This window comes from Microbacterium hydrocarbonoxydans, from assembly GCF_011752045.1.
In the GTDB taxonomy this organism is placed as follows: Bacteria; Actinomycetota; Actinomycetes; order Actinomycetales; family Microbacteriaceae; genus Microbacterium.
This window is the reverse complement of sequence record NZ_JAAKXW010000003.1, coordinates 179457-198684: the sequence shown is the minus strand read 5'-3', so window position 1 is coordinate 198684 and position 19228 is coordinate 179457. Positions and strand designations below refer to the sequence as shown.

17 protein-coding genes are annotated in these 19228 nt (G+C 70.4%); 15 read left to right on the top strand and 2 right to left on the bottom strand.

The window, feature by feature from the left end; genetic code table 11:
* Positions 1–132: 132 nt before the first annotated feature.
* Positions 133–663, bottom strand: a complete 531-nt coding sequence (locus G6G98_RS11970) for an adenine phosphoribosyltransferase (protein ID WP_164234189.1) — start codon at positions 661–663, stop codon at positions 133–135.
* Positions 664–965: 302 nt separating this feature from the next.
* On the opposite strand from G6G98_RS11970, the gene G6G98_RS11965 reads away from it, so the two are divergent.
* From G6G98_RS11965 to G6G98_RS11940, 6 genes are all read left to right on the top strand, one after another.
* The gene (locus G6G98_RS11965) at positions 966–2240 is read left to right on the top strand and encodes an ABC transporter substrate-binding protein (RefSeq protein ID WP_164234190.1); all 1275 of its coding nucleotides are present in this window, start codon (positions 966–968) and stop codon (positions 2238–2240) included.
* Between the two features lie 56 nt (positions 2241–2296).
* On the top strand, positions 2297–3244 hold the full coding sequence (locus G6G98_RS11960; RefSeq protein WP_067356230.1) for a carbohydrate ABC transporter permease: 948 nt from the start codon (positions 2297–2299) through the stop codon (positions 3242–3244).
* A complete protein-coding gene (locus G6G98_RS11955) occupies positions 3241–4158 on the top strand; it encodes a carbohydrate ABC transporter permease (protein ID WP_067356226.1) in 918 nt (305 codons plus the stop codon). The genes G6G98_RS11960 and G6G98_RS11955 overlap by 4 nt, the downstream gene beginning before the upstream one ends.
* Before the next feature lie 5 nt (positions 4159–4163).
* Positions 4164–5588: a GH1 family beta-glucosidase gene (locus G6G98_RS11950; RefSeq protein WP_432207074.1), complete on the top strand. Its 1425-nt coding sequence runs from the start codon at positions 4164–4166 to the stop codon at positions 5586–5588.
* 89 nt (positions 5589–5677) lie between these two features.
* Positions 5678–6673, top strand: a complete 996-nt coding sequence (locus tag G6G98_RS11945) for a LacI family DNA-binding transcriptional regulator (protein WP_067356219.1) — start codon at positions 5678–5680, stop codon at positions 6671–6673.
* Positions 6674–6783: 110 nt separating this feature from the next.
* The gene (locus G6G98_RS11940; protein WP_164234192.1) at positions 6784–8022 is read left to right on the top strand and encodes a glycoside hydrolase family 6 protein; all 1239 of its coding nucleotides are present in this window, start codon (positions 6784–6786) and stop codon (positions 8020–8022) included.
* A gap of 76 nt (positions 8023–8098) precedes the next feature.
* Here G6G98_RS11940 and G6G98_RS11935 read toward each other — a convergent pair whose 3' ends face one another.
* Positions 8099–8920, bottom strand: coding sequence for a M57 family metalloprotease (locus tag G6G98_RS11935; protein WP_067356214.1), 822 nt, complete (start codon positions 8918–8920; stop codon positions 8099–8101).
* Between the two features lie 307 nt (positions 8921–9227).
* Between G6G98_RS11935 and G6G98_RS11930 the strand changes: the two genes are divergently transcribed.
* From G6G98_RS11930 to G6G98_RS11890, 9 genes are all read left to right on the top strand, one after another.
* Positions 9228–9998 (top strand): LamB/YcsF family protein, encoded by a 771-nt coding sequence (locus G6G98_RS11930; RefSeq protein WP_164234193.1) that lies wholly within the window; start codon positions 9228–9230, stop codon positions 9996–9998.
* A gap of 4 nt (positions 9999–10002) precedes the next feature.
* Complete coding sequence (locus tag G6G98_RS11925; protein WP_164234194.1) at positions 10003–11604, top strand: carboxyltransferase domain-containing protein; 1602 nt, start codon at positions 10003–10005, stop codon at positions 11602–11604.
* 5 nt (positions 11605–11609) lie between these two features.
* The gene (locus G6G98_RS11920) at positions 11610–12932 is read left to right on the top strand and encodes a sensor histidine kinase (protein ID WP_067356206.1); all 1323 of its coding nucleotides are present in this window, start codon (positions 11610–11612) and stop codon (positions 12930–12932) included.
* 10 nt (positions 12933–12942) lie between these two features.
* Entirely contained in the window at positions 12943–13569 is a 627-nt protein-coding gene (locus G6G98_RS11915; RefSeq protein WP_067356203.1) for a response regulator, read from the top strand.
* Between the two features lie 266 nt (positions 13570–13835).
* The gene (locus tag G6G98_RS11910) at positions 13836–14489 is read left to right on the top strand and encodes a TetR/AcrR family transcriptional regulator (protein WP_164234195.1); all 654 of its coding nucleotides are present in this window, start codon (positions 13836–13838) and stop codon (positions 14487–14489) included.
* A gap of 144 nt (positions 14490–14633) precedes the next feature.
* The gene (locus tag G6G98_RS11905) at positions 14634–15950 is read left to right on the top strand and encodes an ABC transporter substrate-binding protein (protein WP_164234196.1); all 1317 of its coding nucleotides are present in this window, start codon (positions 14634–14636) and stop codon (positions 15948–15950) included.
* Between the two features lie 140 nt (positions 15951–16090).
* Positions 16091–16999: a carbohydrate ABC transporter permease gene (locus G6G98_RS11900; RefSeq protein WP_164234197.1), complete on the top strand. Its 909-nt coding sequence runs from the start codon at positions 16091–16093 to the stop codon at positions 16997–16999.
* A complete protein-coding gene (locus G6G98_RS11895; protein WP_164234198.1) occupies positions 16996–17832 on the top strand; it encodes a carbohydrate ABC transporter permease in 837 nt (278 codons plus the stop codon). The genes G6G98_RS11900 and G6G98_RS11895 overlap by 4 nt, the downstream gene beginning before the upstream one ends.
* A gap of 22 nt (positions 17833–17854) precedes the next feature.
* The gene (locus G6G98_RS11890; protein ID WP_164234297.1) at positions 17855–19201 is read left to right on the top strand and encodes a NosD domain-containing protein; all 1347 of its coding nucleotides are present in this window, start codon (positions 17855–17857) and stop codon (positions 19199–19201) included.
* The last annotated feature ends 27 nt before the right edge of the window (positions 19202–19228 follow it).

The window sequence follows — 19228 nt, the reverse complement described above, 5'->3', positions numbered from 1 at the left end:
GACGGGCGCGTCCAGTCTACCGGGACTTCTCGCCGCACCTCGCCGGAGCGTCGACGCCCCCCCGTGAGCGTCCACGCCCCACCGGAACGTCGGCGGTCAGATGGGGCGTCGGTGAAGAAGAGCGCGGCGGGTTCAGGCGCGGAAGACGGTGTGCAGATCGCCGACGAGCTCGCGGCCGCCGAGGCCGTCGATCTCGAACAGGACCGAGATCCCGGCGACGCGGCCGCCGAGGCGCTCGACGAGCTCGCGGCCGGCGGCGAGGGTGCCTCCGGTGGCGAGGACGTCGTCGATGAGGAGCACACGCGACCCGACGGGGAGGTCGTCGTGCATCTCGATCGTCGCGGTGCCGTACTCGAGGGCGTAATCGACGGATGCCGCCGGCCGCGGCAGCTTGCCCGCCTTGCGGATCGGGATGAGGCCGACGCCCGCGGCGATCGCGGCGGCGCCGGCGAGCAGGAACCCGCGCGCCTCGATGCCGGCGACCACGTCGAACTCTCCGGCGAACGGCGCGACGATCGCCTCGGTCGTCGCGCGCAGGGCCTCGGCGTCGGCGAGCAGCGGAGTGATGTCGCGGAACACGATGCCCGGCTGCGGGTAGTTCGGGATGCTGCGGATCAGCGACTCGGCGCGGGCGAGGGCGGGGGAGAGTTCGGTGTCGGGCACCGGACAAGGCTACGCGCCCGGCATCCGATCGGCATCCGCCCCGCCCGCCGCCCGGCCGCCCGGCACCCGCCGCCGGGCTGCCCGCCGGCTCGGCGACGATCCGCGGACACGACGACGATTCACGGATGCTTCGCGGTCGATGGCACCGTGAATCGTCACCCCCTCCGCGAATCGTCCCGGCCGCGCAGAGCGCTTGACAGTTGTGGGAGCGCTCCCATAGAGTGACTCCCCAGTTTGTGGGAGCGCTCCCACAGCTCCGGAAGACCCCATCCACAGCACGACCCTGCACAAAGGAGTGACCCGTGAACACACGTGCCCGCAACCGGATGCTGGCGACCGCCGCCGCGGCATCCGTCACCGCCATCGCCCTCGCCGGCTGCGCGTCCGGCGACGCCGGCGCCGCCGACCCGGACGGCGAGATCACGCTGACCGTCGCGACGTTCAACGACTTCGGCTACACCGACGAGCTCCTCCAGGAGTACATGGACGAGCACCCGAACGTGAAGATCGTGCACAACCGTGCGGCGACCAGCAACGAGGCCCGCGAGAACTACTTCCAGAAGCTCGGCAAGAGCGGCCTCGCCGACATCGAGGCGATCGAGGTCGACTGGCTGCCGGAGGTCATGCAGTACGCCGACCTGCTCGCGCCGGTCGACGAGTCGCTCAAGGACCGCTGGCTGGACTGGAAGACGGATGCCGCCACCGACAAGGACGGCAACCTCATCGGCTACGGCACCGACATCGGCCCGGAGGGCGTCTGCTACCGCAGCGACCTGTTCGCCGCCGCGGGCCTGCCCACCGATCGCGAAGAGGTCGCCGCGCTCCTCGAGGGCGACTGGGACACCTACTTCGAGCTCGGCGAGCAGTACACCGCCGCCACCGGCAAGGCGTTCTTCGACTCCGCCGGCGGCACCTACCAGGGCATGATCAACCAGGTCGAGGCCGCCTACGAGGACCCGGAGTCCGGCGAGATCATCGCAACCGGCAACGACGAGGTGAAGGACATCTACGAGCAGGTGCTCGAGGCCTCGGCCACGCAGTCCGCGCACCTCGGCCAGTGGTCCGACGACTGGTTCGCCGGCCTCTCCAACGGCGCCTTCGCCACCATGCTCTGCCCCGGCTGGATGCTCGGAGTCATCGAGGGCAACGCCGAGGGCGTCACCGGCTGGGACATCGCGAACGCGTTCCCGAACGGCGGCGGCAACTGGGGCGGCTCGTACCTCACGGTGCCCGCGAACGGGAAGAACGTCGAGGCGGCGCAGGAGTTCGCCGACTGGCTGACCGACCCCGCGCAGCAGGTCAAGGCGTTCGAGAACGCGGGGACCTTCCCGAGCCAGAACGACGCGCTCAGCGACGACACGCTCCTCGGCGCCACCAACGCGTTCTTCGCAGACGCCCCCACCGGGCAGATCCTCTCCGAGCGCGCGCAGGCCGTGACCGTCGCGCCGTTCAAGGGCGAGTTCTACTTCCAGATCAACGACGCGATGCAGAAGGCCCTCACCCGCGTCGAGGAGGGCACGCAGGACGCGGACACCTCCTGGAAGCAGTGGGTCTCCGAGGTCGAGGCGATCAAGTAGCCGACGTGACCGGCCCCTCCTTCCACGGAGGGGCCGGTCCCGATCCGAGGACCGACATGACCACAGCATCCGCCGCGCCGACCAGGCGCCTGGGCTTCGGCCAGCGCCTGTCGCGCTGGGACGTCAAGCTCTCCCCGTACCTCTACATCTCCCCGTTCTTCCTGCTCTTCCTCGTGGTGGGGCTGTTCCCGATCGCGTACACCGCGGTGATCTCCTTCATGGACTGGGATCAGGTGCGCGGCTCCGGCACCTTCATCGGCTTCGATCAGTACGCCTACGTGCTGAGCCAGCCGAAGTTCTGGATCGCGCTGCGCAACACGTTCAGCATCTTCCTGCTGTCGAGCATCCCGCAGCTCATCGCGGCCGTCGTCATCGCGGCGATGCTCGACCAGAACATCCGAGCCAAGACCTTCTGGCGGATGGGCGTGCTCGTGCCGTACGTGGTCGCGCCCGTGGCGGTGGCGCTGATCTTCTCGAACCTGTTCGGCGACAAGTACGGCCTCATCAACACCCTCCTCGCCCAGATCGGTGCGGGGCCGGTGAACTGGCACTCGAACGCCTTCGCCAGCCACGTCGCGATCGCCACCATGGTGAACTTCCGCTGGACCGGCTACAACACCCTCATCCTGCTCGCGGCGATGCAGGCGATCCCGCGGGACTACTACGAGGCGGCCACCGTCGACGGCGCGGGCAGGGTGCGCCAGTTCTTCGCGATCACGCTGCCGAGCCTGCGCCCCACCCTCATCTTCGTCATCATCACCTCGACGATCGGCGGCCTGCAGATCTTCGACGAACCGCGCATGTACGACCAGTACGGAACCGGGGGCTCCAACAGCCAGTGGCTGACGATCACGCTGTACCTCTACAACATCGGCTGGGGGGAGTGGAACTTCGGGCGCGCCTCGGCGCTCGCCTGGATCCTGTTCCTCATCGTGCTCGTGATCGGCGTGATCAACCTGCTCGTCACCCGCGCCCTGGTGCGCGGAGAAGGGAAGAGGTCATGACCGTCATCGAGAGGGCGGATGCCGAGGCCCCGGCATCCTCCGAGCGATCGCGCTCGTCGCAGCCGCGGGTTGGAAGGCCCCGCCGCGTGCGCGGAACCCGGCCAGGCTGGGTCGTCTACGGGAGCCTGGCGATCGTGCTGCTCGGCAGCGTGTTCCCCTTCTACTGGTCCTTCCTCATCGGCTCCGGAGACGCCTACACGATCCGCGACCCGGAGATGTCGTGGATCCCTGGCGGCAACTTCTGGTCGAACGCCCTCGCCGTCATGAACGACCCGGCGGTGAACTTCTGGCGGGCGCTGTGGAACTCGGTCTACACCTCCGCGCTCATCGCGGCATCCGTGGTCTTCTTCTCCACGCTGGCCGGCTGGGCCTTCGCGAAGCTGAGGTTCAAGGGCCGCGGCTGGCTGCTGGCGTTCGTCGTCGGCACGATGGCCGTCCCCACGCAGCTGGGCGTCGTGCCGCTGTACGTGCTGTTCAGCGAACTGGGCTGGACCGGCAGCACCGGTGCGGTGATCATCCCCGCGCTCACCAGCGCCTTCGGGGTGTTCTGGATGACGCAGTACCTCACCCAGGCCGTCCCCGACGAGCTCATCGAGGCGGCGCGCATGGACGGGGCATCCTCGTTCCGCACCTTCTGGACGATCGGCCTCCCCGCTGCCCGCCCCGCCGCCGCGATGCTCGCGCTGTTCACCTTCGTGTCGAGCTGGAACAACTTCTTCTGGCCGTTCATCGTGCTCGACCGTCAGGACCCCACCCTCCCCGTGGCGCTCTCGCTGCTCCAGTCGAACCACTTCGTCGACTACTCGATCGTCCTCGCCGGCGTGCTGCTCTCGACCATTCCGCTCCTGCTCCTCTTCGTGGTCGCAGGCAAGCAGCTGGTCAGTGGCATCATGCAGGGTGCGGTGAAAGGATGACCCCCATGACGCGCACCTTCCCCGAGGGCTTCCTGTTCGGCGCCGCGACCGCGGCCTATCAGATCGAGGGAGCCGCCTTCGTGGACGGACGCACGGCCTCCATCTGGGACGCGTTCTCGCGCGTGCCGGGAGCCGTGATCGGCGGGGACACCGGCGACGTCGCCTGCGACCACTATCACCGCTACCGCGAGGACGTGGCCCTGATGAAGGAGCTCGGCCTGCAGACCTACCGCTTCTCCACCTCGTGGTCGCGGGTGCGCCCGGACGGCGGAGCGGTGAACCGGCAGGGGGTGGACTTCTACAGCCGGCTCGTCGACGAGATGCTCGACGCCGGCATCCTGCCCTGGCTGACCCTGTACCACTGGGACATGCCGCAGGCGCTCGAGGAGAAGGGCGGGTGGACGAGCCGCGACACCGTCGAGCGCTTCGTCGAGTACGCGCTCACCATGCACGACGCCCTCGGCGACCGGGTGCAGCACTGGACGACCCTGAACGAGCCGTGGTGCTCCTCGTTCCTCTCATACACGGCCGGCGTGCACGCCCCCGGGCGCACCGACATCGGCGACGGGCTGCTCGCCGCGCATCACCTGCTGCTCGCGCACGGGCGCACCGTGCAGGAGCTGCGCGCCCGCGACGCGTCCCTCGACCTCGGCATCACGCTGAACCTCACCGTCGCCGACCCGGCCGACGTCGACGACCCCGCCGACGTCGACGCCGCGCGCCGCATCGACGGGCAGTTCAACGGCTGGTTCCTCTCGCCGGTGTTCCACGGCGAGTACCCGAGCGATGTCGTCCGCGACATCCGCGAGGTCGACGGCGACGCGATCAGCCGCTGGCAGGATGCCGTGCACGACGGCGATCTCGACATCATCTCCACGCCGCTGGATGCGCTGGGCATCAACTACTACCACGGCGAGCTCCTCTCCGGGCATCCGCAGGGAGACGCGGGCGGGACTCCGCACGATGGCGATCAGTCCGCCGGCGCCCGGGCGACGGCCTCGCCGTTCCCCGCCGCAGGCGATGTGCACTGGGTCGAGCGCGGACTGCCCCGCACCGCGATGGACTGGGAGGTGCAGCCCGAGGGGCTCACGCGCCTGCTGAAGCGGGTCGCCGAGGACTACGCCGGCGACGTGCCGCTCTATGTCACGGAGAACGGGGCCGCCTACGACGACGTCGTGGTCGACGGGAGGGTGCCGGATGCCGACCGCACGGCGTTCCTGCGCGACCATCTCGCGGCGACGCTCGACGCCCTGGACGCGGGCGTGGACGTGCGCGGCTACTTCTACTGGTCGCTGATGGACAACTACGAGTGGGCGTGGGGGTACGACAAGCGGTTCGGCATCGTCCGCGTCGACTACGAGACCCAGGAGCGCACCGTGAAGGACTCGGGGCGGGAGTACGCGCGCATCATCGCCGCGCGCGCTCTCTGACGGCGTCCGTGCGTTTCGAGTCGCGCGGATGACCGTATCCTGGGCCTGGATGCAGCCATCTGCGCGATTCGAACGATGACGGGGGACCGATGGGCAGGGCGACGATCGAAGAGGTCGCGGCGGCGGCAGGCGTGTCCCGATCCACGGTCTCGCGGGTGGTGAACGGATCCACCGCGGTGAGCCCCGAGGCGCTCGCCGCCGTGCGCCGTGCCATCGACGAGCTGAACTACGTCCCCAACAGGGCGGCCCGCTCGCTGGCCTCCCGGCAGACGCACGCGATCGCGCTGATCGTCCCCGAGGACACCACGCGGTTCTTCGGCGACCCGTTCTTCGGGGCGATCGTCGCCGGGATCAGCGCGCGGATCACCCGGACCGACTACATCCTGAACCTGCTGATCGCGAGCGACGACCCCGGCGCGAAGATGACGTCCTTCGTGCGCAACGGCGGTGTCGACGGGGCGATCATCGTGTCGCACCACACGAGCGATTCCTTCGTCGACCGCATCGCGGAAGCGGTGCCGGTGGTGTTCGGAGGGCGGCCGGTGCAGGCTCGCCCCGGCGACTACGTGGTCGACGTCGACAACGTGATCGGCGGCCGGATCGCCACGCAGCGGCTCATCGACCGGGGATGCCGGAGGATCGCCACCGTCTCCGGCTCGCTCACCATGCCCGCCGCCGTCGACCGTCTGCAGGGCTTCCGCGAAGCGGCCGCAGCCGGCGGGCTGCAGCGGGTGGCCGAGATCGACGGCGGGTTCACAGAGGAGGGCGGTGCGGATGCCGCCCGTCGCCTGCTCGCGAGCGGCGAGCTCCCCGATGGGATCTTCGTCGCGAGCGACCTCATGGCCCGCGGCGTGCTGCATGTGCTCCGCGGAGCCGGCGTGCGCGTGCCCGGCGACGTCGCGATCGTGGGCTTCGACGATTCGCAGATCGCGCTCAGCGTGGATCCGCCGCTGACGACGGTGCGGCAGCCGATGTACGCGCAGGGGGAGACGATGGCGTCGGTGCTGCTCGACGTTCTGGCTGGCCGGGATGCGGAGCGCGTGACCATCCTGCCGACCGAGCTGGTCGTTCGCGCCTCCGCCTGACAGCGAGTCCCTCCGTCGGCCGGACTGTCCTTGACAGGTCGCTCAGGGCCGTCGAGACTGTTCCGTGGGAGCGCTCCCACGCACGATGAAGTGACCACCGAAAGGAACCGATGCAGATTCCATCCCCGCTGCGACGCGCCGCGCTCGTGGCTGTCGCCCTCCTCGCCATCAGCCCGCTCGCCGCAGCCGCGGCGCCTCCCGGCAATCCGCTCGACGAGGATGCTCCCCTCTGGGTCAACCCGCGGAGCACCACCCTGAAAGCCGCCGAGGGCCTCACCGGAGACGCCCGTGAGGATGCTCTGCTCCTCGCATCGGTGCCGAGTGCGTCGTGGCTCACCGGCGGCACCGCGAACGAGGTGAAGCGCGACGTCAGGCGACTGGTCGCCGGTGCGCATTCCGACGCGGCCGTCCCGGTGCTGGTCGCGTACAACCTCCCCTTCCGGGACTGCTCGCAGTACTCCTCGGGAGGTGCGCGATCCGCGGCGGAGTACCGGGCCTGGATCGACGCCTTCGCCAAGGGGATCGGGAACAAGGACGCCGTGGTCATCCTCGAGCCGGACGGCCTCGGGATCATCCCGTGGCACACGACCGCCTCCGGCGAGCTGGAATGGTGCCGGCCCGCCGAGGCTGATCCGGAGACTGCCGCCACCGAGCGCTACGAGATGCTCGAACACGCCGTCGACGTGCTGTCGGCCCTGCCCCGCACCGCGGTCTACCTCGACGGCACGCTCTCCGCGTGGCTCAACGTCGGCGACATCTCGGGACGTCTGATCGAGGCGGGCGTCGAGCGGGCCGACGGATTCTTCCTCAACGTCTCGAACTACTCGCTGACGGAGCGCGAGATCGCGTACGGCACCTGGATCTCCCGCTGCATCGATCTGGCGCTGCACGCGTCACGGGACACGGCCTCGTGCCCCAGTCAGTTCCACCCGGCCGACCCCGGCGACTTCTCGACCTGGCCCCTCACGGACGCGGCCTTCGACCAGGCGTACGCTGAGGCGGGACTCGTGCCGGACGAGGCGCGCCAGCCGCACTTCGTGATCGACACCAGCCGCAACGGCGTCGGGACCTGGACTCCGACCGAGGTCTACCCGGATCCGCAGGTGTGGTGCAACCCGCCCGACCGCGGTCTCGGCGCACGGCCGACGACGAGCACGGGTCACGCGCTGATCGACGCGTATCTCTGGATCAAGGTGCCCGGCGAGTCCGACGGCGAGTGCTACCGCGGCACCGGAGGTCCCGAGGACCCGGCGCGGGGCGCCGTGGATCCGCCGGCAGGGCACTGGTTCACCGAGATGGCGGACGAGCTCATCGACAACGCCGTCCCGGCGATCGCGCACGGAGGATGATCGCGCGATGACGGACGCGGGGCCCGGTCGTGATCGACCGGGCCCCGCTGCTTCGACGACGCTCAGGAGAGCGGTGTCAGTTCCCGTAGAGGGCGACGACGCCGGCGCGGTCGGCGCTGGTCATCGACAGGTCGTCGGAGGTGCCGTTGCACTGCGGGTAGTGCATGATCGACGAGGAGTCGTACGGCGTGAGCGGACGCCAGTTGCTGTCCTCGAAGCAGGTGCCCGACTCGGGGCGGGTGTGCTCGTGGCGGAAGCCGAGGACGTGGCCGAGCTCGTGGCCGAGGATGTTGGTCGGGGTCCAGGAGCCGGAGGACCAGATCGAGTCGTCGATGAGGACGTTCTGCTGGCGGTCCGGCGTGCTCGGGAAGAACGCCCTGGCGATGTACTGCGAGGTCTGCACCGGCTCGACCGAGAACACGATCGACTTGTTCCGCGTCGTGCAGTTGCCGTCGGCGCTGCCGACGTACACGAAGTTGATCTTCGAGGAGGCGGACTCCCAGAGCGCCGCGCCGCTGGCCATCGCGCTGACGACGTCGGCGTGACGCGAGCCGAACTTCGTGCTGACGCAGTAGGTGAGGTTGCTCACCTGCGAGGCCGACCACTTGTCGTCGGCGCCGTTGACGGTGTTGACGATGAGGCCGTCGGTCGACGTGTCGGGGCCGTTGAGCATGAAGTCGTAGAACTTCTTCAGCTCGCCCTGGGTGGAGATCACCTCGTCTCCGTTGACGATGTAGCTGCCGTCGACATCCCGGTAGGTCGACGCCGCGAACTCCTGGTAGGAGGGGACGTCGGCGTCATCGGCGGTGGGGGTCGCAGCGGATGCCGGGATGGCGGCGCCGATGCAGAGTGCGGCTGCCGCGGTGGCGGCGAGCGCGAATGTTCTCGTGAGTCGCAAAACAGTGATCCTTCTGTGCAGAGCGATGACCACCCGCCGGGTCGGCGAGCAGGCTCCGGCCACGGCGGGGCTTCCTTGCTCCACCGATCGTGCCGAAGCCCGCTCACGGTAACCGCCGTGTTTACTCGAGGTCAAGAGGGCTCGCGGCGCGCCGAGCACTTTTTGCACTCAGGTGAGAAATGCCCGGGGCTCGCCTGCCCGAAAGTCGCGGCATCTCTCGCCGGATGTCGGATGGCGGGGGACGTCCCGTCCGTGCGAAGACTCCCCGGAGGGCCTCGACCGCCCTGCATGGGGGCACACTGGTGACATGGCGGCCATCGACCTGAACTCGGATCTCGGAGAGAACGTCCCCGACCGCGTGGTCGGCGACGACGTCGCCATGCTCGAGATCGTCACCAGCGCGAACGTGTCCTGCGGCTTCCACGCCGGCAGCCCCGAGGGCATCAGGGAGACGCTCGCCGCCGCGGTGGCCCGCGGCGTCGTGATCGGCGCGCACCCCGGCTACCGCGACTACGAGAACTTCGGCCGGGTCGACGTCGACGTCGATCCGGCGACGCTCCAGGCCGAGGTGGAGTACCAGCTCGGCGCGCTGACCGGTCTGGCCTCGGCGGTCGGCGGTGAGGTCGCCTATGTGAAGCCGCACGGGGCGCTGTACAACAGGATCGCTCGCGACGAGATCCAGGCCGCGGCCGTGGTGGCCGCGGTCAGGGCCGTCGATCCGCGCCTCGTGCTGCTGGGGCTTGCCGGGAGCGTCGTGCTGGAGGTCGCCGAGCGCGTGGGACTCCGCGTCGCCTCGGAGGCGTTCGCCGACAGGGCGTACCTGCCGGACGGCGGGCTCGTTCCGCGCAGCGTCGAGGGCGCTGTGCTGCACGATGCCGGAGCCGTCGCCGAGCGGATGCTGCGCCTGGCCGGTGAGGGCGTGGTCCGTGCGATCGACGGCACGGACGTGCGCGTGGATGCGCAGTCGATCTGCGTGCATGGCGACAGCCCCGGCGCGGTCGCGATGGCGGCGGAGACCCGGCGGATGCTGCAGTCCGCCGGCGTCGTCATCGAGCCGTTCGCCGGCCGCGGGGCGTGAGCCGATGCGCGTCCTCACGGCATCCGATCGGGCGCTGCTCGTCGAGGCCGCCGACCTCGACGAGGCGATGCGGATCCATCTCGGTGCGGCCGGGCTCCCCGGTGTCGTCGAGCGGGTGCCGGGCGCGCGCACGGTGCTGGTGCGCTTCGATCCGCTGCAGGTGTCGGCGCAGGAGCTTACCGAGCTGCTGCGCGGAATCCCCGCGGATGCCGTGCTGCCGGTCCCGTCGCGGGCGGTGACGATACCCGTGCGATACGACGGCGAGGACCTCGCCGCGGTCGCCGACCTCCTCGGCTTCACGGCGGAGGAGGTGGTGGCTCGGCACCTCGCGGCCGAGTGGCGCGTCGCGTTCTCCGGCTTCGCTCCCGGGTTCGGCTACCTCGTCGGCTCGGATCCGCTGTTCGACGTACCGCGCCGCTCGTCGCCGCGCACCCGCGTGCCGGCGGGATCGGTCGGGCTGGCCGGTCCCTTCACTGGCGTCTATCCGCGTGAGAGCCCCGGCGGCTGGCAGCTGATCGGACAGACGGACGCCGCGATGTGGGACGTCGACCGCGATCCACCGGCGCTGCTGTCGCCGGGCACGGTGGTCCGCTTCGCACGGGCCGAGCGGGACGGCCCCCCGATCGTCGCGCCTTCGCTCGCCGCGCGAGCGAGCGCCCACGACCGCGGGGAAGCGTCCGATGCTGCCATCGAGGTCGTCCACCCGGGTCTCCAGCTACTCGTGCAGGACCGCGGGCGCCCCGGGCACGCCGCTCTCGGCGTCTCGGCCTCCGGCGCCGCCGACCGCACCGCCCTCGGCGACGCGAACCGGGCCGTCGGAAACGGTCGCGGCGCCGCCGTGCTGGAGAACGTCGGCGGCGCGGTGCTGCGGGTGCGCGGCTCCGCGGTGCTCGCGGTTGCCGGCGCCGTCGGAGGCCTCATCGTCACGGATGCCGCCGGCGATGAGCGGCCGGTCCCGCACGGCGCCCCCTTCGGCATGTCGAGTGGCGACGCGCTGCACCTCGAGCCGCCGGTGCGCGGACTCCGGTACGTGATCGCGGCCCGCGGCGGCATCCGCGGCGAGCTCGCCCTCGGCAGCCGTGCGACGGACACGCTCGCCGGTCTCGGCCCGGCGCCGCTCGCGGCCGGCGACGTCGTCGGGATCGGGGACGGTGCCCCGCACGCGGTCGAGCCCGACGCGGTGCCGCGGACGCTGCCGGCATCCGGTGATCTCGTCGACCTCGAGATCACGCTGGGACCGCGCGCGGACTGGTTCACCGAGGGCGCCCTGCGCACCCTCGCCGAGCAGGAGTGGGAGGTCACGCCGCGGTCCGACCGGGTCGGCATCCGGCTCCGCGGACCGGTGCCGCTCGAGCGCGCGATCACCGGGGAGCTGCCGAGCGAGGGCGCGGTCACCGGAGCGATCCAGGTGCCGCCGGACGGGCAGCCGGTGCTGTTCCTCGCGGATCATCCTCTGACCGGCGGGTACCCGATCGTCGGCGCCCTCACCGACCGCTGCCTCGACCTCGCCGCACAGCTGCCGCCGGGCGCCCGCATCCGCTTCCGCGTCGCCCCGTCGAGTAGCCGATCGGCTGATGCCGCAGGGCGCGGTTCGTCCCTAGGCTGACCGTGATGGACACGATGGACGGCGCCCGCGGCATCCTCGCCCCCGTGCGGTTCGGGCGGATGCTGCGCTCCGTGCTGCTCGCGATGATCGCGGTGTGCGGAATCCGCTACGTGCTCCGGCACGACGACTCGGCGATGATGGTGCCGGTCCTCGCCGGGGCCGTCGTGCTCGCGGCGGTGGCCGCCGTGCAGGGCCTCGTGCCGCGCCGCGGCGCCTGGCCCGCGGCCTGGACGCTCGTGGCGGTGGCCGCCTGGGTGGCGCTCACCCTCACCGCCCCCTCCTTCGCCTGGTGCGCCGTGCCCCTCGCCTTCGCGGTGCTGCAGATCCTCCCGTTCTGGCCGGCGAGCGCGGTCGTGGCCGGGATGACCGCCGTGGTGGTCGTCGCTGAGCTGCGCCTCGCCGCCGACGTCGACCCCACGATCGTCGCCGGTCCCATCGGCATCGCCGTCGCGACGATCGTCGCCTACCGGGCCCTCGACCGGGAGGCGCGCGCACGTCAGCAGCTCCTCGACGAGCTCACGGCGACCCAGGCCGAGCTCGCCGCCGCCGAGCACCGCGCCGGTGCTCTCGCCGAGCGGGCCCGGCTCTCCCGCGAGATCCACGACTCCGTCGGGCAGGACCTCTCCAGCATCAACCTCCTGCTCCAGGCCGCGCAGCAGCAGTGGGATCGGCGCCCCGACGAGGCGCGCGCCCAGGTGCGCACGGCCGCCGACTCCGCCCGCGAGGGCCTCGACGAGGTGCGCCGGGTCGTGCGCGACCTCGCCCCGGCCGAGCTGGACGGCGCCGCGGGATCCCTCCCGGACGCGATCCGGCGGGTGGTGGCGGATGCCGTCGGCGTCGACGCCTCGTTCCGCAGCCACGGCGCCGTCGCCGATGTGCCGCTGCCGGTCGCCGCGGCCGTCATCCGCACGGTGCGCGGCGCGCTCGCGAACGTCGCCGAGCACGCGCAGGCCACCCGTGTCGTCGTGAGCCTCACCGCGCAGCCCGACGAGCTGCGGCTCGACATCCGCGACGACGGGGTGGGGTTCGACGCCCGCCCCGCAGCCCGCCGCGAGCGCGCGGGCCAGCGTCACCGTCAGGGTCGCGGGCACGGGCTCACCGGCATCGAGGAGCGCATCGCCGCGCTCGGCGGGACGCTCGAGATCGAGAGCGCTCCGGGTGAGGGAACGACGCTGTCCGCGGTCTTCCCGGCGTCGGTTCTGGCCGGCGGCTCCGACTCGTCGGTGTTCGGCGAGGGCGCGTTCGGCGAGGGCGCGTCCGCTGATGGCGCGTTCGGCGAGGACGCGTTCGGCGGGAGCGGGCAGGCGCGGCCGGCTCCTGGAGCATGAGAGGAATCCGATGACCCTGCGACTGGTGCTGGTCGACGACCACCCCGTGGTGCGTGCGGGCCTGCGCGCGCTGATCGAATCGAGCGAGGATCTGCAGGTGGTCGGCGAGGCCGGCGACGCAGCGTCGGCGGTCGCCGTGGTCGCCGCGGAGAGCCCTGACGTCGTGCTCATGGACCTGAGCCTCGGCGACGGCGTCGGCGGCATCGAGGCGACCCGACGCCTCACCGCGCTCGACGATCCGCCCGCCGTGCTCGTCCTCACGACCTACGACACCGAGTCCGACATCCTCAGGGCGCTGGATGCCGGCGCCCGCGGCTACCTGCTGAAGGACGTGCCGCCGGAGGACCTCTTCGCAGGCATCCGCGCCGTCGCCAAGGGGGAGCCGGCGCTCGCTCCGTCGGTCACCTCGGTGCTCATGCGGAGGGCGGCATCGCCGGAACCGCGGATGACGGAGCGCGAGGTCGAAGTGCTGGAGCTCCTCGCCGACGGGCTCGGCAACCGCGAGCTCGCGAAGACGCTGTTCGTCTCCGAGGCCACCGTGAAGTCGCACCTCTCGCACATCTACGGCAAGCTCGGCGTCGACACCCGTGCGGGCGCGGTGGCCGCCGCGATCGAGCAGCGCATCATCCGTCGCTGACGGGGCGGAGGCAGAGGCGGGCGCCGCTGACGGGTGCGGACCGGACGCCCCTCCAGTGCGGGTCCGCACCCATCGTGCGATCGCGGGCAGGGACAATGCCTCCCGATCGCGGACGACCCACGGATGCCGAGCGCGGTCCCCCCCGGATCGGCTGAGCATCCCTGGCCCCAGTGCACTCCGATCATAGCTGAATACTCATTCAATGGTTACCCTTGACGACGGAGCACTCGCCGGCGGCAGGTTCGCGGCGGGGGAAGGGAAGGGCCGTGCCGCGCTCGGACGAGCAGAATCGCCAGGCCCGTGAGCGCGCCCGCGAGAGCATCCTCGACGCTGCCATCGCCGTGATCAGCGAGCGCGGGGCGTCGGGAGCGAGCATCGCCGAGATCACGCGCCGCGCGGGAGTGGCGCAGGGCCTCGTCAACTACCACTTCGGCTCCAAGGATCAGCTCATCGCGGCCATCATGGACCGCTGGTTCGACACGCTGCTCGGGCTTCCGCAGGCGGAGGGCAGTCCCGACGAGGTGCTCGCGGGCATCATCGACGCGGTGATGATGGCGACGGCATTCGCCCTTCCGCTGCAGCGGGCGGTGCTCGCGATGCAGCAGCAGCCGTCGACGCACCGCCTGTTCGCGGAGTCCGAGGAGCGGCACGCCGCGGGGGTGACAGCGGCGGAGGATGCCGTGCGCTCGCTGTTCCGCGCCCGCGGGGCCGCCGACCCTGCGCTCGAGGAGGTCATGCTCCGCAGCACGCTCGAGGGCATCTTCATGAAGTTCGCCGTCTACGGCGACACGTATCCGCTCGAGGATGCGCGGCGCTGGGTGCGCCGGCTCTACGGACTGCCGGAGCCCGAGGCCCCGCTGCCGCTGGAGTCCCGTCCGGGCGAGGGCGAGCCGCGGCCCCGCGCTTCCGGGGTCGTGTGATCGCTCGGCGGACGGGTCACGGCTGAGCGTCTCCGGAAGAAGTGCTTGACGCGGATCCGAGTCAGGTTCTAATCTCGTGCCAAGACGTTTTGCCAAGACGTTTTGGCAAACAACCCGAACTTCCGAGACGAAGGAGTCGAAGTGATGGAGCTTCGCATGAATGCCGGCGCACGACGCGTCGTGATCGGTGTCGCCGCCGTGGCGTCGGCGTCGCTGCTGCTGTCAGGGTGCGGTGTCGGCGGTGACACCCCCGCCGAATCCGGAACCGATTCGCTCTCGATCGTGGTGGAGGGCGGCGGCAAGGCTGAGCTCCAGCCGATCGCCGACCTGTACACCGAGGAGACGGGCGTCGAGGTCACGCTCGTCGAGCTCCCGTACGCGGGCCTCTATGACCGGATCTCCGCCGAACTCACGTCCGGAAGCCCGAGCTTCGACATCGCCGCGCTCGACGCGATCTGGCTGAGCGCCTTCGGCGAGGGCCTCGCCCCGCTGGACGACCTGTTCACCGAGGACGTCACCTCCGACCTGTTCGGCGGCCTCGTCGAAGAGGCCCAGGTGGGCGGCTCGTTCGTGGGCATGCCGGTCTGGACCAACTCCGAGGTGCTGTTCTACCGCACCGACCTCTTCGAGGACCCGGCGAACGCGTCCGCGTTCGAGCAGCGATTCGGCTATCCGCTCGCCCCGCCGACCACGTGGGAGCAGTACTCCGACGTCGCGGAGTTCTTCACGCAGGACACCGACGGAGACGGCGAGGTCGACCTGTACGGCACGGACGTCAAGGGTGCGGTGGAGACGGAGTGGCTCGCCACCGTGTCGCAGGCCGGCGAGGAGAAGATGGTGCTCGATGCGAGCTCGGGTGAGGTGACGATCGACTCCGCGGCTCATCTCGAGGCGCTCGACTTCTACACGAGTCTGCTCCCCTACGCCCCGCCCGGGGCCGCGCAGCTCGACTGGGCGGGCTCGCAGAACCTCTTCTACCAGGGCAAGCTCGCGATGATGCGCTTCTGGGGCCACGCGTACCGCGGAACCCCCGAGGACTCCGTCGTCGCAGGCAAGGTGGGGGTCGCGCCGATGATCGGCGGTGAGGGTGGGATCGCCGGAGTCCCCGGCGCCTGGTACCTGTCGGTGCCGGCGAGCGGATCGACGCAGGATGCGGCGAAGGAGTTCATCGCGTTCGCGTACGAGCACAACGAGCTCGCCGCTGACACCTCGCTCGGCCTGGTGGCGCGTAAGTCCGCCTTCGAGAACCGTTCCGGCGAGGAGGGCTTCGAGAACTATCCCGCCCTCGTCGAGACGCTGGACGCTGCGCAGAGCCGGCCGCGTCCGGCGACGGAGAAGTGGCAGCAGATCGTCGACTCCGTGCTCATCCCGATGCTGCAGAAGGCGGTGGTGCCGGGAGCGGACAATGAGGCGCTCCTCGCCGAGGCCAAGGCCCAGATCGAGGAACTCGTCCAGCCCTGAGCCGTGCGGGCGGGGCGGATCCCCGTCCCGCCCGCATCCGTCCCGCCCGCATCCGTCCCGCCCGCATCCGTCCCGCCCGCATCCGCCCCGCCCGCATCCGCCCCGACCTGCACCGTCACCTCGATCCGAAAGGAGGAGTCATGGCCGCCGTCTCCCGCGCGCAGAAGAGCGATCGCCGGTTCGCGCTCATCCTGATGGCCCCGGCAGCGCTCTTCCTCGCGCTGTTCGTCCTGTGGCCCCTCGTCCGCTTCGTCTCCGACAGCTTCTTCGACATCTCGCCCTTCGCAGGCGGCGCCAGGACGTTCGTCGGCTTCGACAACTACGTACGGGCCTTCGACTCCGCGGCGTTCCAGGGAGCCGGATGGCGCACCGCCGCGTACACCTTCATCGTCGTGGTGCTCGAGTTCACCCTCGGCCTCGCGGTCGCGCTGCTGTTCAGCGCCCTCGGACAGCGCTCGACGATCTTCCGCACGCTGTTCATGTACCCGCTGATGATCGCACCGGTGGTCGCCGGTCTCCTCTGGCGGTTCCTGCTCATCGACAACTTCGGCATCGTCAACCATGTGCTCGCCCAGGCCGGGATCCTCCCGAGGGCGGATGCCGTCTCCTGGCTCAGCGACCCGTCGATCGCGCTCTTCTCCGTCGCCCTCCCGGACATCTGGCTGACGACGTCGTTCATCACACTGGTGCTGTTCGCCGGGCTTCAGAACATCCCCGGCGACGTGATCGAGGCCGCTCGACTGGACGGCGCAAGGTACCCGCGGCTGCTGTTCAGCGTCATCCTGCCGCTGCTCCGCCCTGTGATCGCCGTCGCGCTGCTCGTGCGCGGCATCGATGCCGCCCGCGCCTTCGACATCATCCTCATCCAGACCGACGGCGGGCCGCAGGGCTCCACCACGACGCTGAGCCTTCTCGTGTACCGCACCATGACGCGATTCGGTGAGCCGGGGCTCGCCAGCGCGATGGGCACGGTCTACCTCATCGTGATGCTCGTCGTCGCGGTGCTCGCGATAGGCCTGATCTGGCGGCCGGGAGGGGCGAAGCGATGAACGGTCTGGAAGTGCGCGGTCGCAGCCGCATCCTGCTCTGGATCCTGCTCGCAGTGACGCTCGTCCTCTACGGATTCCCGTTCCTGTACCTGCTGCTGACCTCGTTCAAGACACCGCTCGACGCGATCTCGGTGCCGCCGAGCGTGCTGCCGGGCCAGTGGTCGCTCGAGAACTACGTGATCGCTCTGACCCGCGAGGGAGTTCCGGCCGCGCTGATCAACAGCGTGATCACCGCGGTGACGAGCACGGCGATCTCCCTGGTCCTCGCCGTGCCGGCCGCCTACGCGATCACCCGGTTCCGCACCCCGAGCGGGCAGGTGTTCATCCTCGCCGCCCTCGTCGCGCGGATGGTGCCGACGATCGCCGTCGGCGTGCCTCTCGTCGAGGTGATGCGCACCTTGGGTCTCACCGACACGTCGTTCGGTCTCGCCGTCGCGCACGCCACGATCTCGCTGCCGCTGTCCATCTGGCTGATGTCGAGCTTCTTCGAGGCGGTGCCCGAGGAGCTCGAGGAGGCCGCCAAGGTAGACGGATGCTCCCGCATCCAGGCGCTCGTGCGGGTCGTGCTCCCTGTCGTGACCGGCGGCCTCGCGGTGACGGCGATCTTCGCCTTCCTCGCCTCGTGGAACGAGTTCCTGTTCGCGTTGCTGCTCAGCGCCGTGCGGGCCCAGACGGCGCCGATCGTCATCGCCAACTTCCAGAGCCAGTTCGGCCTGGAGTGGGGAGCGATGACGGCGCTCGCCGCGATCTACTCCCTGCCCGTCGTGCTGCTGACGATGTTCCTGCAGCGGCACATCGTCGCCGGACTCACGCTCGGCGCGGTCAAGGGCTGACGACGACATGAACAGCGAGACGATGACCGGCGGCAACCACTACGACGTCACCTCATGGCCCGTCGGCGACCCGGCGCAGGACATCGGCGAGGTGATCAACAGCATCCTCGCCGACGTGAAGTCGCGGCAGGCAGTCGCCGGCGACGGCGGCAAGCCGGGTGCCGTCATCCGCATCCCCCCGGGCGACTGGCGTCTGCGCACTCAGGTGCGGATCGACATCAGCTTCCTGCGCATCGAGGGAGCAGGGCACGGGTTCAGCTCGTCGAGCATCCGGTTCAACGTGCCGGAAGATGACTGGCCGGATCTGCATGAGCTCTGGCCGGGTGGAAGCCGGGTCCTGGTCGACATCCCCCTGGGGCCGGATGCGGAGGAGTCCGACGGTGCGGCATTCCTCGTCGAGCGGAGCGGGAGCCCGCGGATCAGCTCGCTCGAGTTCGTGGACTTCTGCATCGACGGCCTGCGGTTCGAGGACGACGGTTCCGGTCTGCCGGCGGCGAACACCTACGTCAACGGCAAGAGCGGGATCCGGATCGTCAGCGCGAACGACTCCGTGCGCGTGCGCGGGATGGGCTTCGTGTACCTCGAGCACGCACTCGTGATCCACGGTGCCGATGCGCTGTCGGTGCACGACAACTTCATCGCCGAGTGCGGGAGCTGCATCGAGCTGAGCGGGTGGGGGCAGGCGTCGAAGATCACCGACAACCTCATCGGCGCCGGGCCCCGGGGGCATTCGATCCACGCGGAGAACCACGGAGGGCTGCTGATCACCGCGAACAACGTCTTCCCGCGCGGAGCGCACAGCATCCACCTCCACGGCGTCACCCGGTCGAGCGTCACCGCGAACCGGCTGCACTCCTTCTACCCGGGGATGGTCGTCCTGGAGGGAGGAGGGTCGGAGAACCTCATCGCCTCGAACCACTTCCTGCGCGATCACGAGCCGTGGACGCCCTTCCTCGGCGTCGACAACAGCCGGGACGACGAGTTCGGCCTTCTCCGCATCGGCGGAAGAGGCAACTCGGTCATCGGGAACCACTTCTCAGCAGCGGTCGACGGACGCGCCGTCCGTCCAGCCGGGACGAGGCCCGTGATCATCCGGCTCACCGACGGGCGCGGCAACTTCGTGGCGGCGAACAACGTGGTCGCGTCGGACGTGCGTCCGGAGACCGGCGACTCCTGCTTCGAGGCGCAGGTCGACGCGCTGCTGTCGACCGACGTCGCAGAGGCGCTGGCCGTCACGACCGTCCTCGTCGACACGGGATCGGCCGGGAACACGATCCTCGATTCGGGGACTGACCTCGAGGTGGTCGCCGATCGGGCGGCGAACGCCATCCGGCCGACGCCGGCGGTCGGCTCGGCGATGCCGCGGTGATGTCAAGATAGGGGAGTCCGTGAGACC